General features: G+C 71.4%; 15 protein-coding genes and 1 riboswitch. Of the genes, 10 read left to right on the top strand and 5 right to left on the bottom strand.

Annotated features, from left to right (window positions below; genetic code table 11):
- Window positions 1–27: 27 nt before the first annotated feature.
- A complete protein-coding gene (locus AB0E94_RS38700; protein ID WP_360336823.1) occupies window positions 28–591 on the top strand; it encodes an HD domain-containing protein in 564 nt (187 codons plus the stop codon).
- Here the strand turns inward: AB0E94_RS38700 and AB0E94_RS38705 are convergent.
- Window positions 571–1,644 carry a M20/M25/M40 family metallo-hydrolase gene (locus tag AB0E94_RS38705; protein WP_360336825.1) on the bottom strand — a complete coding sequence of 358 codons (1,074 nt, stop codon included), beginning with the start codon at window positions 1,642–1,644 and terminating at the stop codon, window positions 571–573. The genes AB0E94_RS38700 and AB0E94_RS38705 overlap by 21 nt on opposite strands.
- A 9-nt stretch (window positions 1,645–1,653) precedes the next feature.
- The gene (locus tag AB0E94_RS38710) at window positions 1,654–2,439 is read right to left on the bottom strand and encodes a DUF1684 domain-containing protein (RefSeq protein WP_360336827.1); all 786 of its coding nucleotides are present in this window, start codon (window positions 2,437–2,439) and stop codon (window positions 1,654–1,656) included.
- Between the two features lie 74 nt (window positions 2,440–2,513).
- Window positions 2,514–2,628: riboswitch (SAM riboswitch) on the top strand.
- A 17-nt stretch (window positions 2,629–2,645) separates the two neighbouring features.
- Between AB0E94_RS38710 and AB0E94_RS38715 the strand changes: the two genes are divergently transcribed.
- The 5 genes from AB0E94_RS38715 (at window position 2,646) to AB0E94_RS38735 (ending at window position 10,099) form a co-directional block, all read left to right on the top strand.
- Entirely contained in the window at window positions 2,646–3,857 is a 1,212-nt protein-coding gene (locus AB0E94_RS38715) for an aminotransferase class V-fold PLP-dependent enzyme (protein WP_360336829.1), read from the top strand.
- A 54-nt stretch (window positions 3,858–3,911) separates the two neighbouring features.
- Window positions 3,912–6,203 carry an EAL domain-containing protein gene (locus tag AB0E94_RS38720; RefSeq protein WP_360336831.1) on the top strand — a complete coding sequence of 764 codons (2,292 nt, stop codon included), beginning with the start codon at window positions 3,912–3,914 and terminating at the stop codon, window positions 6,201–6,203.
- Window positions 6,204–6,236: 33 nt separating this feature from the next.
- Window positions 6,237–8,447, top strand: a complete 2,211-nt coding sequence (locus tag AB0E94_RS38725; RefSeq protein ID WP_360336855.1) for a GH92 family glycosyl hydrolase — start codon at window positions 6,237–6,239, stop codon at window positions 8,445–8,447.
- The gene (locus AB0E94_RS38730) at window positions 8,444–9,703 is read left to right on the top strand and encodes a glycosyltransferase (RefSeq protein WP_360336833.1); all 1,260 of its coding nucleotides are present in this window, start codon (window positions 8,444–8,446) and stop codon (window positions 9,701–9,703) included. The genes AB0E94_RS38725 and AB0E94_RS38730 overlap by 4 nt, the downstream gene beginning before the upstream one ends.
- A 105-nt stretch (window positions 9,704–9,808) precedes the next feature.
- The gene (locus tag AB0E94_RS38735; RefSeq protein ID WP_360336835.1) at window positions 9,809–10,099 is read left to right on the top strand and encodes a hypothetical protein; all 291 of its coding nucleotides are present in this window, start codon (window positions 9,809–9,811) and stop codon (window positions 10,097–10,099) included.
- On the opposite strand, the gene AB0E94_RS38740 is transcribed toward AB0E94_RS38735, so the two are convergent.
- Together AB0E94_RS38740 and AB0E94_RS38745 are read right to left on the bottom strand one after the other, a co-directional pair.
- The gene (locus AB0E94_RS38740) at window positions 10,024–10,497 is read right to left on the bottom strand and encodes an SRPBCC family protein (protein ID WP_360336837.1); all 474 of its coding nucleotides are present in this window, start codon (window positions 10,495–10,497) and stop codon (window positions 10,024–10,026) included. The two genes, AB0E94_RS38735 and AB0E94_RS38740, sit on opposite strands and share 76 nt — an antisense overlap.
- On the bottom strand, window positions 10,494–10,862 hold the full coding sequence (locus tag AB0E94_RS38745) for a metalloregulator ArsR/SmtB family transcription factor (protein ID WP_360336839.1): 369 nt from the start codon (window positions 10,860–10,862) through the stop codon (window positions 10,494–10,496). The genes AB0E94_RS38740 and AB0E94_RS38745 overlap by 4 nt, the downstream gene beginning before the upstream one ends.
- 301 nt (window positions 10,863–11,163) lie before the next feature.
- Between AB0E94_RS38745 and AB0E94_RS38750 the strand changes: the two genes are divergently transcribed.
- A complete protein-coding gene (locus AB0E94_RS38750; protein WP_360336841.1) occupies window positions 11,164–11,709 on the top strand; it encodes a hypothetical protein in 546 nt (181 codons plus the stop codon).
- A 255-nt stretch (window positions 11,710–11,964) separates the two neighbouring features.
- Here the strand turns inward: AB0E94_RS38750 and AB0E94_RS38755 are convergent, their stop codons facing one another.
- On the bottom strand, window positions 11,965–12,990 hold the full coding sequence (locus AB0E94_RS38755) for a glutamate-cysteine ligase family protein (protein WP_360336843.1): 1,026 nt from the start codon (window positions 12,988–12,990) through the stop codon (window positions 11,965–11,967).
- A 564-nt stretch (window positions 12,991–13,554) separates the two neighbouring features.
- Between AB0E94_RS38755 and AB0E94_RS38760 the strand changes: the two genes are divergently transcribed.
- The 3 genes from AB0E94_RS38760 to AB0E94_RS38770 all read left to right on the top strand — a co-directional run bounded on the left by AB0E94_RS38760 (window position 13,555) and on the right by AB0E94_RS38770 (window position 15,311).
- Entirely contained in the window at window positions 13,555–14,388 is an 834-nt protein-coding gene (locus AB0E94_RS38760) for a hypothetical protein (RefSeq protein WP_360336845.1), read from the top strand.
- A 234-nt stretch (window positions 14,389–14,622) separates the two neighbouring features.
- Complete coding sequence (locus AB0E94_RS38765) at window positions 14,623–14,931, top strand: hypothetical protein (protein ID WP_360336847.1); 309 nt, start codon at window positions 14,623–14,625, stop codon at window positions 14,929–14,931.
- Window positions 14,932–15,137: 206 nt separating this feature from the next.
- Window positions 15,138–15,311 (top strand): hypothetical protein, encoded by a 174-nt coding sequence (locus AB0E94_RS38770; protein ID WP_360336849.1) that lies wholly within the window; start codon window positions 15,138–15,140, stop codon window positions 15,309–15,311.
- The last annotated feature ends 19 nt before the right edge of the window (window positions 15,312–15,330 follow it).

Raw genomic sequence — 15,330 nt, forward strand, 5'->3', positions numbered from 1 at the left:
TAACCTGCGGAGACGTAGCATCCGGCGATGACCGCTGTACTGTCTCCCACCCGCGCCCACCTGGCGCGATCCGTCGCCGAGGCGCTGATCGGTGACAGTGGCAACAGATGGCGGCACACCGCCGGGGTGGCGGAGCGTGCGGCGGAGCTCGCCGACCGGCTCGACCTCGACCCGGACGTCCTGGTGGCGGCCGCGTGGCTGCACGACATCGGCTACGCCGCGCCGATCGCGCTGACCGGTTTCCACCCCCTCGACGGCGCCGTGCACCTGAGCGCCGAGGGCTGGCCGGCCCGGATCGCCGGCCTGGTCGCCTACCACTCCGGCGCCCGGTTCGTGGCCGTGGCACGGGGCCTGGCCGAGCCGATGGCGGCCTTCCCGGACGAGCGCAGCCTGATGGCCGACGCCCTCACCTACGCCGACCAGACGGTCGGCCCGGCCGGCGCCCGGGTCGACACCGAGACCCGTTACGCGGAGATGCTGCACCGCCAGGGCCCCTGCTCGTGGAACGCCAAGGTCGGCGCCGACCGGCGGCCCCACCTGCGGGCCATCGCCGCCCGCGTCGAGCACCTGCTAGCCCTCCAGGCCTTTTAAGAACATTTCGAGCGCTTCACGGTACGGGCTGAGCGTTCGCAGATCGACATACTCCTCCGGCCCGTGCTGCCCGTCGCCACCCGGCCCGAAGATCACCGCGGGCACGCCCTCGGCCGAGTAGAAACGCCCGTCCGCCGCCCCGTGCTTACGCAGCAGCGACCCGTCATACCCGGCGTCCCGCGCGGCCTGCTGCAACCGGAGCACGTCGGCGCCGCCCGGATCGGCGAAATGCGGCGCGCCCAGCGCCTCCACGGTCGCGGCCAGCCCGGTCACCGAGGTGAGGAACGCGGCCACCTCGTCCGGCCCGCGCCCGGCCAGATCAGGATCGGACGGCGGGAACCTGATGTCCAGCAGTGCCCCGGCCTCGGCCGGCACCACGTTGGCGGCCTGGTTGGGGGTGTCGATGCGGGCCACGTTCACCGTCGTCACCCACGCCTCGGCAGCCGGGGCCGGGTACCGCTCCAGCAGCCGGCGCACCCCCTCGGTCACCGCGACCAGCGCGTTCGACCCGAGCCAGGGGTAGGCGGCGTGCGCGGTCCGGCCGGTGGCGGCGAGCCTGGCCCGGATGATCCCCTTCGACTCGTTGACCACCCGCAGCCCGCTCTGCTCGCCGATGATCACGAACCCGGCCCGCACCCCCTGCGCCACCTGGTGCCCGGTGCCGTCGAAGCCGCCCACCTCCTCGTCGGTGACCAGCTGCAACCCGATCGGGTAGGGCAGGGTGGCGGCCAGGTCCCGGAAGACCCGGGTCATCACCAGGGCGGCCGCCTTCATGTCGTGGGCGCCACGGCCGTAGAGGCGATCGCCGTCCAGGCGCGGGACGAACTGGTGCGGCTCGCCGGGCACCACGTCCAGGTGCGCGTTGAGGATCACCCGCGGCGGGCCGGGCCGGCCGGGGACGGTCAGCAGCGCGCTCGGCCTGCCACGGGACTCGAATCTCCGTACCCGAAAAGCCGGGCCGGCGACCGTGAGCAGCAGGTCGAGCGCACGCCGCAGCTCGTCCGGGCGATCCGCGGTCGAGCGGATCGCGATCAGCGCCGCGAGGTCCTCCATGGACGGACCCTACGCCGGAATCCTCTCGCCCGCCTCGACCGCGACCGGCAGCTTGTTGCCGGCCGGCGGCAGCGGGCAGGTCGCGAAGTCGACGTACGCGCACGGCAGGTTGGTGGCCCGGTTGAAGTCCAGCGTCACGGTGCCGTCCGCGGCCGGCGCGGCGACCGCCAGGCTCCGGTTAGCCGCGTAGGTGGTCAGCCCCGAGGTCGCGTCGGTGAACAGCACGGACAGCGACCCCGGCGTGCTGCCGTTGAACGCGATCAGCGACAGCGACTCGCCGCCCGCCTCGAACTCGATGCGCCCCGGCGACTCGTACACGTGCTCGATGCCCTCGGCCACCGACCCCACGGTGGTCGGCCGCGGCTCGTCGAACCGCACGAACCGCCCGGTCACCACCCACTTCTCGTCGGCCGGGTAGGCGGGCGTGCCGGGGTACGCGGTGAGCAGCGCGCTGCGCGGGCTCCGGGGCCGCACCACGTCGTAGCCGCCACGCCGGGCGATCTCGATGTGCACGTCGCCGTGTTCCACGATCACGTCGCCGCGCTCCTCGATCGGCTCGAACGTGTGGGTGCCGGTGATCGTGCCGTCCGGGCCGGTCAGCGACTCACCCTCGGCCAGGGCGACGGTGACCCCGGACGGCCCGGTGCTCCACGCGCCGGGCGCGTCGTCGAAGCTCTGCGGCGTCTCGGTGAGCCAGTGCAGGCCGGTGATCGCGAGGAAGCCGTGCGGATCGGCGCGCCGGCTCTCGTGCTCGGCGTGCCATTGGTCCCACTGCTGCTGGAACGAGGTCGTCATGAACATCGACTGTATTCCCTACTCTTCGCGTGGGAAATGGACGAGGGCCGTGACATCTGCTAATTTCGGCGGCAGGTCATGAGTGCCAGCACACAGCCCCGGCTTGCTGGCCGGCAACCCTTCCGTTCGCGACGGGGTGCCCCGGGTGAGGACCGGGCCGTTGTCGACCGACAGCGGCAAAACGGCGAACCCGTGGAGGCGCGGTCATGCCATCTTCCCCGCTCGACGTCATCTCCGACGGCAGCGACTTCGTTCACCTCGACTACGCGGCGTCGGCCCCCTGTGTGCGGGCCGCCGCCGATGCCGTCCAGGACCTCCTTCCCCGGTACGGCAGCGTGCACCGCGGCACCGGAGTGCGCTCGCAGGCGTCCACCCTCGCGTACGAGCTGGCCCGCGACGTGGTGGCCGAGTTCGCCGGCGCCCGCCCCGGCGACACGGTGATCTTCACCCGGAACACCACCGACGCCCTCAACCTGCTGGCCCGCGCCCTGCCGCCGGGCACCACCACCGTGCAGTTCGAGGGCGAGCACCACGCCAACCTGCTGCCCTGGCCGAACCCGCTGCGGCTGCCCGCCCCCGCCTCGCCCGACGACGCGGTCGCCGTCCTCAAGCTGGCGCTCGACGCGCTGACCGGGCCGGTGGTGTTCACCGTCACCGGGGCGAGCAACGTCACCGGCGAGGTGTGGCCGGTGCGTGCGCTGGCCGACGTGGCGCACTCGTACGGCGCCCGGGTGGTCGTCGACGCCGCCCAGCTCGCCCCGCACGTCCCGGTCGACCTCGACGACCTGGGCGCCGACTACCTGGCCTTCTCCGGCCACAAGCTGTACGCGCCGTTCGGGGCCGGGGTGCTGGTCGGCCGCTCCGACTGGCTGGACGCGGCTCAGCCGTACCTCGCCGGTGGTGGCGCGAGCGCCGCGGTCGGTGACCGTCCCGGTGATCTGACCTGGGCCACCGGGCCGGCCCGGCACGAGGGCGGCACCCCCAACCTGCTCGGCGCGGTGGCCCTGGCCGCGGTCTGCGAGGCGCTGGCCGTGGCCGGCCGGGCCGCCCTGCACGAGCACGAGCAGCGGCTGCTGGCCCGGCTGCGGTCCGGGCTGGGCGAGGTGCCGGGCGCGATCGAGGTCAGCCTGTTCGGCCCGGACCACCCGCGGGTGGGCATCGTGTCGCTGGCGCTGCCCGGCCACGACCCGGCCGAGGTCGCCCAGCGGCTGGGCCGGGAGCACGGCATCGGCGTCCGGGCCGGCCAGTTCTGCGCCCACCCGCTGGTCCGCCGCCTGGCCGGCGGCGACCGGGCCGGCGCGTGCGGCGACGGCGTCACCGGGCTGCTGCGGATCAGCTTCGGCCTGGGCAGCACCGAACACGACGTGGACCGGGCGGTCACCGCGCTGGCCGCGGTGCTCCGGGCGGATCGCACCTGACCTACAACCGGCCCGGTCCTGTGACGTGCACCCCAACCGGCCGATGCTGCGTTCGTGGCGACGTGGATGGCGAGACTCCGCGACCGGCTTCCGGCCGGGGGGAGGCTCAACGACGAGGACTGGGCGGGCCGGCACCGGCTGCTCACGGTGCTGCTCGGGCTGTGCATGGTGTTCCTCACCGTGTTCGGCGTGCTCCGGGGCGCCCACGCGGACGACCTGCTGATCACCGACGGGCTGGTGCTGGCCGGTCTGATGACGGCCACCCTGGCGAAGAACCGCCGGGTCCGGTCCCTCGCGGTGGCGCTCGGCTACGTCGCCGCCTGCGGCGGGTTCGTGGCCGTCTGCCAGGGCCTCACCGAGGCGCATTTCAGCTTCTTCATCCTGATCCCGGCGCTGGCCCTCTACCGCGACTGGGCGCCGTTCGGCGGCTTCCTGGTCGGCACCACGCTGCACCACGCCGGTTTCGGGGTGGTGGTGGCCGACCACACCTTCGGCAACCACTCGGCGCAGCAGCACCCGATGGTCTGGGCGCTGCTGCACGGCGCCGCGGTGCTCTGCGCCGCGGCGTTCCAGCTGGTCGCGTGGCGGTTCAACGAGATCGAGGAGCAGCGCGCCGAGGAGCACCTGAGCGAGAGCCAGGCCCAGCTCAGCGTCGCCTTCGACGAGACGCCGGTGCCGATGGCGATGTTCGCCACCGACGGCCGGCTGCTGCGTACCAACGCGGCCTACCGGACCTGGCTGCGCCTGCCCGACGAACTGCCCGCCGGCTTCACGGTCCGTGACCTGCCGCTGCGCCCGATGCAGCCGGACGAGCCGCGGTACGCCCACCTGCTCACCCAGACCCGTGAGCCGATCACGATGACCCGGCAGTACATGCGTACCGACACCGGCGCGCTGATCTGGGTGCAGACCCACGCCACCGGCCTCTACGACCGCGACGGCGGCCTGCGGCTGATCTTCGTGCACTGCAACGACGTCACCGCGGTCCGCGACCACGAGGCCGAGCTGCGCTACCAGGTGCGGCACGACTCGCTCACCGGCCTGCTGTCGCGCAAGGCGTTCGAGCAGGACCTGACCGAGATGCTGAGGGCCGCCACCGACCCGGTCAGCGTCATCTACCTGGACGTGGACCGCTTCAAGTCGATCAACGACGGCGCCGGGCACACCACCGGCGACGACGTGCTGCGGGCCCTCGCGGTCCGGCTCACCCACGTGATCCCGGCCGGATCGCTGCTCGCCCGGCTCGGCGGCGACGAGTTCATCGTCGCGCTGACCGGACCGTCCGGCACCGGCCTGCGGGTCGCCGACGGCATCCTCACCTCGCTGGCCGAGCCCCTCGCGGTCGGCGGCTACGAGCTGCCCGTCGCCTGCAGCATCGGCGTCACCACGGCGGCCGGCCCCGCCCTCGCCGACGACGTGGTGCTGGCCGCCGACACCGCGATGTACGCGGCCAAGCGGGCCGGCGGCAACCGGGTCCAGGTGTTCACCGACGAGCTGCGGGTGCCCGTACAGGAGAAGATCGCCGCCGAGGCCCGGGTCCGCCGGGCCCTGGCCGGCGACCCGCGGCTCACCCTGCCGCTCTGGTTCCAGCCCGTGGTCTCCACCGTGACCGGCCGGATCGCCGGCGCCGAGGCGCTGGTCCGGATGCGCACCCCGGAGGGCGAGATCCTCAGCCCGTTCCACTTCATCCTGGCCGCCGAGGAGACCGGCCTGATCGTGCCGCTCGGCGAGCACGTGCTGCGCTCGGCCGTCGACCACCTGCTGCACTGGCAGGACCGGCTCGGCTACGTGTCGGTCAACGTCAGCCCCCGCCAGCTCGCCGAACCCGACTTCGTGCCGATGGTCGCCAGCGTGCTGGCCGGGCTGCCGGGCTTCGACCCGTCCCGGATCGTCCTGGAGATCACCGAGACCGCGCTGCTCGCCTCGACCGTCGACGTCAGCGAGCGGCTCACCGCCCTCAAGCAGCTCGGCGTGCGCATCGCCCTGGACGACTTCGGCACCGGCTACAGCTCGCTGACCTGGCTCAAGTCGCTGCCGGCCGACATCGTCAAGCTGGACCGCTCGTTCGTGGCCGGTCTGGCCGAGGACCAGCGCAAGGCGTCGATCATCCAGGCCGTGCTGTGGCTGGCCCGTTCGCTCGGCATGTCCACCATCGCCGAGGGCGTCGAGGAGCTCGCCGACTGGGAGGCGCTGCGCGCCGCCGGATGCCCGGCCGTGCAGGGCTACTTCTTCAGCAAGCCGCTGCCCGCCGCCGAGTTCGACGTGATGCTGCGGGAGTCCTTCGAAAGGGCCACCTTCGAGGGAGTTCACCTGCGCGAAACCATGGGGACAGCTGTGGCCGGTTAGAGTCCGGCCATCCTTGACAAAGTAGATCCATTCATCGGCACCGCGGCCACCGACCTGCCCAGGGCACACGGTCTGGCCGCCACCTGGTGGTGGCCGAAACCGCAGGTGGGCAACACCCACCCCGGGGCCACCTCACCCCTCGGCATGGTCTCGGCCTGCGCCTACTCGGGGGCGTACCCGACCGGATACGGCCGGTACGCCAAGAACACCGAAGGCGTGCCCGAGGAGATGTTCGACAGACATCAGGCCTCCGGGTTCACGCATTTCCAGCAGTCCGGCACCGGCGCGATCCGCAAGTACTACAACTATGTGCGGGTCACCCCGATGGTCCAGCCGCTCGACGACCTCGGCCAGTCCTGGCCACTGGAGGACGAGCGGGCCGAGGCCGGCTACTACGCGGCCAACCTGGACACCGGCGTGCGCTGCGAGATCACCGTGGGGGAGAAGGTCGCGGTCCACCGCTACACCTTCCCCGACCACCACAGCGCCCGGGTCGTCATCGACCTGTCCTGCGGCGGCCTGGCGATCGACCTCGGCCGGACCGTGCCGCTGCGCGCCCAGGCCGAGAGCATGGGCCATGGCCGCGCCCAGGGCACCGTGGTCATGGAGGGCATCCCGCTCTCGGTGCACATCGAGGTGGACAGCCCCGGCTGGCGGCAGATGCTCTGGTACGACCGGCGGCTGATCCCCGGCGGCACCCGGCTCGACTTCGACAGCATCCGGCACACCACGCTGCGCCCGTTCGGCATGCTCTTCATGGGACCCACCCGCGCCGGGCAGACCATCGAGGTCCGGATGGGGTTCTCGCTGCGCGGCTGCGACCAGGCCCGGCAGAACCTGGAACGCGAGTGCGGCACCGGCGTGCCCGCGTTCGAGGCCGTCCGGGAGAAGACCCAGGACCGCTGGCGCGACCACCTCGGCCGGATCCGGGTCGACGGCGGCACCGACAACCGGCGCACCGTGATGGCGACCGCGCTCTACCACTCGCTGATCAAGCCGTGCATCGCCGACGACGAGAGCCCCAACTGGCCCGACCCCGGCCCGTACGCGTTCGACATCTGCACCATGTGGGACATCTACAAGACGCAGATGCCGCTGCTGTCGGCGATCGCGCCGGACCGCTACGGCGCCATCCTGGAGTCCCTGATCCGGGTCTGTGAGGAGGAGGGCAACTTCCCGATCGGCTACCGGATGGCCCGCGGCGCCGACCGGTTCTTCCGGCAGGCCAGCGCGCTCGCGCACACCGCCCTGGCCGACGTGCAGGCGCTGCGGCGGCCGGGCATCGACTGGACCTGGGCGCTCGTGCACATGGTCGACGACCTGCGGCGGATGTACGGCGAGGACTTCTGGGAACACGGCGTGGTGCACCCGATCACGCACACCCTCGACCTGTCGTACGCCCACCACTGCACCGCCAAGGTGGCCCGCGCCCTCAACGACCACCGTCTCGCCGCCGACCTGGAACGGCGCAGCCGCGACTGGGTGAACGCCTTCGACCCGAAGACCGGCCTGCTGCGCGACTCGGAGTTCTACGAGGGCGGCAAGTGGAACTACTCGTTCCGGCTGATGCACGACATGGCCGGGCGGATCGCGCTGGCCGGTGGCGACTCGGCGTTCAGTTTCATGCTGGACCGGTTCTTCGGCTACGGCGCGGCCCCGGTCAAGCAGCCCGGCCGCTGCCCCGACCCGGCCGAGATGGCCACCGGCTATGCCCTGAACCGGTTCGAGGGCCTCAACAACGAGCCGGACATGGAGGTGCCCTGGGCGTACCACTACTCGGGCCGTCCGGACCGGACCGCCGAGATCGTCAACTCGGCGCTCACCTGGCAGTTCGGCACCGGGCCGGGCGGCCTGCCGGGCAACGACGACTCGGGTGGCCTGAGCGCCTGGTACGTGTGGGCGTCGCTGGGCCTGTTCCCGGTCGCCGGCCAGAACATGTTCCTGGTCAACGCCCCGGCGTTCGAACGGTCCGCGATTCAGGTCGAGGGCGGCGAGTTCGTCATCGAGACCACCGGACATCGAGAATCACCGATTGGTGTCGACGGTGCTGACCGCGACCCGGCGCCCCAGTACGTTCAGTCCGCGACCCTCAACGGGAGGCCCCTGCACGCCACCCACCTGAACGCCGCCGACGTCCATCAAGGCGGACGGCTGCATCTGCGACTGGGCCCCGAGCCCTCCACCTGGGGACACGGGATCCGGCCGCCATCCCTCTCAGATTCCCACCCTAAGGAACAACGATGAGCCGACCGACCCGCCGCCTCGTCATCGCGGTACGCGCCGATCCGGTCATCTGCGGGCACTCCGGCGAGGCCCGCAACCTCGCCGAGGTGGCCCTCACCCGTGGCTTCGACGACGTCGTGCTGCTCACCTGGCCGATCCCCACACTCCAGTCGGCCGGGCTGCCCCTGAAACCCCTCGACCGGCTCCTGCCGTACAGCCCCGGCATCACCGTCGAACGCCCCGAGGCGGTCGGCGACTACCGGGTGCCGGACGGCCGTCACCTGGCCGGGCTCACCGGCCGCCTGGTCGAGCTGCTCTCCGAACCCGTGCCCACCGTCTGCCTGTCGATGTACCTGGTGCCGCACACCCAGGTGATCAACGACGCGGTCATCGCGGCCCGGGCCGCCGGGTTCGACCCCGACGTGCACACCATCGCCAAGGCGGTCGGCTCGGACGTCACCAACGTGATCCGCTCCTGCCTCCGGGAAGGCCGGTTCGGGGCGGCCACCGTCCTGCTCACCACGTTCCTGGCCAGCGACGAGGTGGTGGCGGTCTCCGAGTACACCCGCGACGAGATCATCGCCTCGGCCGAGGAGGTCGACGCGCACTGCGGCACCACGTTCGCCCAGCAGTGCCGCGAGCGGGTCACCGTCAGCTATCCGCCGATCGACTCGTCGGCCTTCACCGACCTCGACCCGGCGGCCGTCGACGCCGCCCTCGAACGCCGCGGCCTCAAACGCGACCGCTATGTCCTCTTCCTGTCCCGGGTGGCCCGGGCCAAGGGCATTTACGACCTGGTCATCGCGTACGGCCAGATGCGCTGCCGGGACGACGTGAAACTCGTGGTCGCCGGAACCGGGCCGGCGCTCGAACACGTGCAGGCGATGGCCAAGGAGGACGACCGGATCATCTTCCTCACCGACGTGGACGACGACGAGAAGCCGCTGCTGATGGCCGGCTGTGCGGCGTACGCCCTGCCCACCAAACCGGAGCCGGACTTCGTCGAGACCTTCGGCATCGCGCTCGCCGAGAAGGGCCTCGCCGGAGGCGGGCCGATCATCACCACCGCGACCGGTGGCGTCCTGGAGGCGGTCGGCGACGCCGCGGTGATCGTCGAGGCCGGCGACATCGCCGGGCTCGCCGACGCGGTGGACCGGGTCGTTCTGGACATGTCCGAACAAGAGCGGCGAGACCTGGAGATCCGGGCGCGGGAGCACGCCATGACCTTCGACCGGGTCGCGGTCTTCGACCAGCTCTTCGCGGCAAAACCCCTTTAATCGGTACGGGGCGCGCCGCTCTGCACGGCGCGCCCCGCCCCCCTGTTCACTGTGACGACGATCTCCGATATGGTCTCCTCCGCTGTGGAGGGGTCGTATCGGGGGATGAGCATGTTCAACTGGATCAGTTCGTGGTTCAACGAGCGTGTCGACCCCGCGCCCAACCCGCTGCGGATGACGGTCGCCGACGTCGACACCGAGCTGGCCGCCATCCGGGCCGTGCCCGGCTGGGACCGGGACCGGTTCGCCCGGGAGCGCGCCGACCAGCTCCTCGACGTGCGGGCGGTGCTGCTCCGGCACGAGGCCGAGGACGCCGCCGCTCAGATGCGGCCCTCGACGGCCAGCCGCTCCAGCTTGGCGTACCCCTCCTCGACGCCGACCTCCATGCCGCTCTGAAGCCAGGCGTCCCGGCCCTCGAAGCTGTCCACCAGCGACTGAGCGTGCAGGCGGGTCCGCCCGTCGCCGAGGTCCTCGAACCACAGCGTCTCCAGGGCCACCCCGTCCGGCTGGCCCTCGAAGGTGAAGGTCTGCACGATCCGGTCCGGCCCCACCTGGTGGAACGAGCCGTGGAACGCATACTCCTCGCCGTTGCGGGAGGCCACGTAACGCCAGCTGCCGCCGGTCCGGGCGTCCCAGTAGTCGATCTTGTTGACCAGTGAGTCCGGCCCGCACCACTGCACGAACAGATCCGGGTCGGTGTGCGCCCGCAGCAGCTGAGCCGGGGTCGCGGCGAACTCCCGGGTGATCCGGATGATCGGCAGCTTCGGGTCGGCCTCGATCTTCGCCTCGGTCATGACTCTTCCTCTCCCTCGGTGTTGCCGGTCTTGTCGGTGCTGTCCTCGTTCATCTCCGCCAGCACGGCGTCGAGCCTCGAATAGCGCTCCTCGGCCCGCCGGCGGTAGCGCTCGATCCACGCTTCCATCCGGTCGAAAACCTCCGTCTCCAGGCGCACCACGCGGGGCTGCGGTCCGGGCGGGCGGCTCACCAGGCCGGCGTCCTCGAGGACACGCAGGTGTTTGTAGACCGCCTGCAGCGACATCCGGTACGGCTCGGCGAGCTGGTTGACCGTGGCGTCGCCCCCGGCGAGCCGGGCCACCATGTCGAGCCGGGTCGGGTCGGCCAGAGCGCCGAAGACCCGTTCCATCGTGTCCGCCGACATCAGCCCCTCTTTCAACTTTCTGGTTGAAACTCAACCTAGACGCATTCACCTCATGATGTCAACCAGAAAGTTTAAAGACCTGGTCAGGGGGATTTTCGGGGAATCGTCCCAAAGCTTGAACGCGATGCCCCGGAAAACGATCCGTAAACGTACTCTCGACAGATGGTTACCGAACTGTGCACCTCGGGGTCACCTCGGAACCTACGATCAATCTCACTCGCCGCGTCGCGGGGCACACATCCCTGACCCACCCTGGACTGTTGCTGCCCGGCGGCCCGCCCGGAACGGGAGGGATGTCCACGTGCACGACGAGATGCTGACATTGTTCGACGACTGCATCGAACGCATGCTCCAGCTCCGCGCCCACCTGTCGGCCAGCCGCCGTGTCCACCCGGGCGAACGCCACGCCACCGTGGTCAGCGCCATCGAGGTGGCCGCCCGCTTCGCGTCCGAAGCCACCCGAACCGTCTCCCCGCCCGCGGGGCCGCCGCAGCCGGCCGCGCCCACCCCACCCCTGGAGGATCCGGCCCGCCCACACCTGGCCGCGTTCCCAGCCGCGCCGGCCCCGGCCGACCTGGTCCGCCCTTTCCCGGCGGCGTTGCCGGCCGCCTCGTCGCCCGCTTCGCCCGACCCGGTCCGCCTGCTGCCGGCCGCCTCGTTGCCGGCTCCGCCCGACCCGGTTCGCCCGTTGCCGGCGGTGTTGCCGGCGGTGGCGTCGCCGGCTTCGCCCGATCTGGTCCGGCCGTGTCCAGCCGCGTTGCCGCCTCTCCCGGCCGAGCCGGCCCCTCTCGCCGCCCGTCTGACTGCGGTCCCCGGCCGGCACACCACCCTGGCCCCCGCCCCCTGAACTCCGCCCGCACCCGTTTCCAGGTCGCGACCAGCCACGTCTGAGGTCGTCGCGGTAGTGCGTGCCGACCCGTGGCTTGTCTCGGGCCACTGTTCACCGCACTGGGCGTGCCGGCCCGTGGTTCGATCCGCGCCGTTGTTCACCACGGTGGGTTGGGTGCTTTGGAGCGTGGTGACCTGTGGTTTGATTCGCGCCGCTGCTCGTCACGCAGCAGGAGGTCGTGGGTTGAGTCGCGCCGTCGACCGGCACGCTGGGTCACGGGTGGGCAGCGGCGGTGTCCAGGATGTCGTCGGCGGGGCAACGGCTGCGGTAGACGTACCGCTCGGTGAAATCGGCGACCTCGTCGCGCAACTCGCGGGAGGCGCCCTGGCGGGTGAGTGCCGCGTAAGCGGCCAGGAAGCAATCCCGTGCCGCGGCAGCCAGCGCCGGGTCGGTGAGGGCGTCGCGGGCGGCCCGTTCCCACAGTGCCGGATCATCGGCCAGGCCGGCGGTCGCCTCGGTGGCCTCCTCGGCGGCGCGCGGATCGTCCAGCAGCACCGAGGTCACCGCGGCCGGAATGCGCCAGCCGTTGCCGGGCTGCCGGTCGGCGGCGTCGATCTCCAGATGGCCGCGAGCGGCCACCGCGGGCCGCAGTCCGGCCACATGCCGCTCCAGGTCGGCGGCCGTCACCCGGCCTCCGGCCCGGATCGTCTGCCGCGGCGTGTTCCCGGTGCTTCCAAGGGCATCCATGACGTACGCCGCCCAAGCCTCCCGTGGCTCCCCGGCCAAGGGGCGTACCCGCTGGCCACGGCGAAGTGCCTGACGTGTGCTGCGCCAGCCGGACGGTCGGCCGTTCCGTAGTGGAGAGTTCGCGAAGGCGGCCGCCAGCACCGGGGCCAGGGTGTGCGCGAGCTCCCAGCGGCGGGGCAGTCCGAGCGGTCCACCTCCGTCGAGGCCGGCTTCCAGGCCCACCCGGACACCCGCCGTGGCGGAATCGAGGGGAGCCGACGCCTGCGGCAGAACCGTCAGCTGATGCTGGTCGACGATCCGCCCCGAAGCGGCCAGATCATCGCTCATCCGGCGCAGCGCCACCTCCAGCCCCGGCGACGGCGGCCCGCTGACCACCAGAACCCGTGGCGACCTGGTGTCCAGAAAACCGTGCCGCAGCGCCCGCCGCCCACCCGGCGCCCGAGCCGGATCGACCAGCAGATCGACAGCTATCCCGACGAACCCGGGCAGCCCCGGCGAGAACGCCCGAGCCGCGACGAACTCCTCGGCTGCCTGCTCGCTAAGGGTGCCCACGCCCGCTCACTCCTTCTCGTCGGGGGAGCGATGAGCATAGCATTCCTATCTGCCTAATAGGAGATGCGCGGCGAGTCGGTCACGGGGGTCGGATTCCTGCAGTGAGGTATCGGGTTCGCGCCGCCCCGATTCCCCCGGCCGCTCTTGTCGGCCCCCGGCACCGTCAGCGCGCCGGCCCGGCACCGTCAGCCCCGGTTCAGGGCGCCGATCCTGCGAACGCGCTCATCCTGGCGCAGGCCTTTGTGGACGTTCTCGGCCTTGGCGCGGAACTCGCACCCGGCCGCCGCGGATTCCGGGAAGCCTTCCCGGCGGGCAAGGATTCGGGATGGGTTCCTAGGAAGCCTTAGGGGTTGTGGCGCGGGGCCTGAGGGTGGAACCGGGGTTGTGCCAGGGAAAGCGCCGGAACCGCCGATTTGCCGATCGGCCGTACGGTCGGGCCATGCCTTCGAGTCGGACCAGAGCATCGGGAAGCGTCACTGTTCCGGACAGCGCGACGCTGCTGGCGGCCCCCGAGACACGGAACGACCACCCGGCGCCGCCCGACCGCACGATCCCGGCCGACGCATGATCCCGGCCGACCGCATGATCCCGGCCGATCGCATGGCGCCGGGCGACCGTATGGTCCCGGCCGATCGTATGGTCCCGGCCGATCGCGTGGTGCCGGTCAACCGTCGGGTCCCGATCGGCCGCACGGTGTCGGGCGACCGCACGGTGCTGGGCGATCGTATGGTGCCGGGTGGAGTTGGGCACAGCCTCACGGTTCGGCATGCGGCGGTGGACGCGCCGGTCCTGCTGCTGGTCTACGGGTTGTTGCGTCTGGTCGACGGGCTCGACGGCTCGTATGGTCAAGGGCTCGCCTCGGATTTCGCTTACCTCGCGTTGTTCGGCTCGATGGTGTTGTTCGGGGTGCTGGCCGCGGCGGTCCGGCCGCTGGTCCCGGCTGGCGCCCGCCCGCTGGCCGCGTTCGCCGCCGCGGCGACTGTCGCCGGTACCGCCTGCTTCCTGTGGACGCTCGTCTCGACCGCGATCGCCGGGGTGACGCCACCGGCCGAGCCGCTGCGGTTCGCGGGTCCGCTGCTGTTCTCGCTGGGCATGCTCACGCTGCTCGGCCTGCTCGTCGCGTCCCGGCATGCGCCGGCGTGGAGCCCGCTGCTGTTCGGCGCCGGCATCGTGGCGGTCCTGATCGACGCCGACTCGTTGCCGCCGGCCGCGTTGATCCTGCTGGCCGCCCTGGCCCCATTGGCCCGCCCGACCGAAACCCGCGCGTCGAACGCTCGCCCATTCGAAACCCGTGCGCCCAACATCCGCCCAACCGAAACCAGCCAGTCCAACACCCGCCTGGCTGAACCGCGATCGGCCAGTGCTCGCGCCGCCGAAGCCGTTCGGGCGGTGGTGTGAAAGTCGGGACCTGGAGTGCGCCAGATTTGGCAGGTTATGCGGCGTTCGAGGGCTCGTGTGGTTCCGTGAGGCTCCGGTGTATCCCTTCACGGGCTTCGGGATCTTGCACGAATGTCCCCGCCCGCAGCGATCTTGCGCGATCATTCACGTCCCGGGAAGCTTCTTCACGGCTTTCGCCGCCTCCGGGGTCAAGCCCTCAGCGGATCTACCCGGACCTCGCGATCCAAGGTTCAAGTGTCCAAGATCAAGGGGGAAGGCCCCGTGCCCTCTCGCCGATCCTTCGGGCTGTCGCTGTCAAGGACGCCCGAAAACTGGTTTCAGGCGCTGTCGACAGTCGCACCGGCCATGCAGGCGACTGAGCCATCGGCCGAGGCCGGGAATTTCGCATTTGCGGAAGAATCGCCCTCGTCCAGCTTTGTAGATCTTGCACGCTTCTCCACGCTCGACTTTCGTGCTTTCTGGTTCCCCTTCGCCGCACGCGGTGTTCCGGCGTCGGCGAGGCCCGTCATTCCGCATCTCGTCCACCGGCTGGGGCAGGCCTGAACCGCTTTGCCACAAGATCTACTTTCGCGTGGGTGCGGGGCCGGGTGCGACGGCGCGGTGTCCTTGGGGTGGCGCGGCCGGGCTCGTGGAGGTTGCTGCGACGACGGGAGCACACGTTGGCGTTACGTGTGCCGACGTCTTCGCTGGGACGTGGATGAACGCACGCGATCGGCCCAGCGCGTGCGCCTACCGTTGTCGGGGCGACGATGAGCGATCACGATCGGCCAACGTGTGCGCTGACCACCGCCATCGCCATCGCCACCGCCATCGCCATCGCCGGAACAGGGAACGCGGACGAGTCCTTGCCGGCGGATCCTGCCGCAGCGATGGATCTTGCGTCACTGTCGGCCGGCATGCAGTCGCAATACTGCCGGGGCTGAAGTCCGCGACCGGTGTGAT

The sequence above is a fragment of the Actinoplanes sp. NPDC026670 genome, assembly GCF_040638175.1.
In the GTDB taxonomy this organism is placed as follows: Bacteria; Actinomycetota; Actinomycetes; order Mycobacteriales; family Micromonosporaceae; genus Actinoplanes.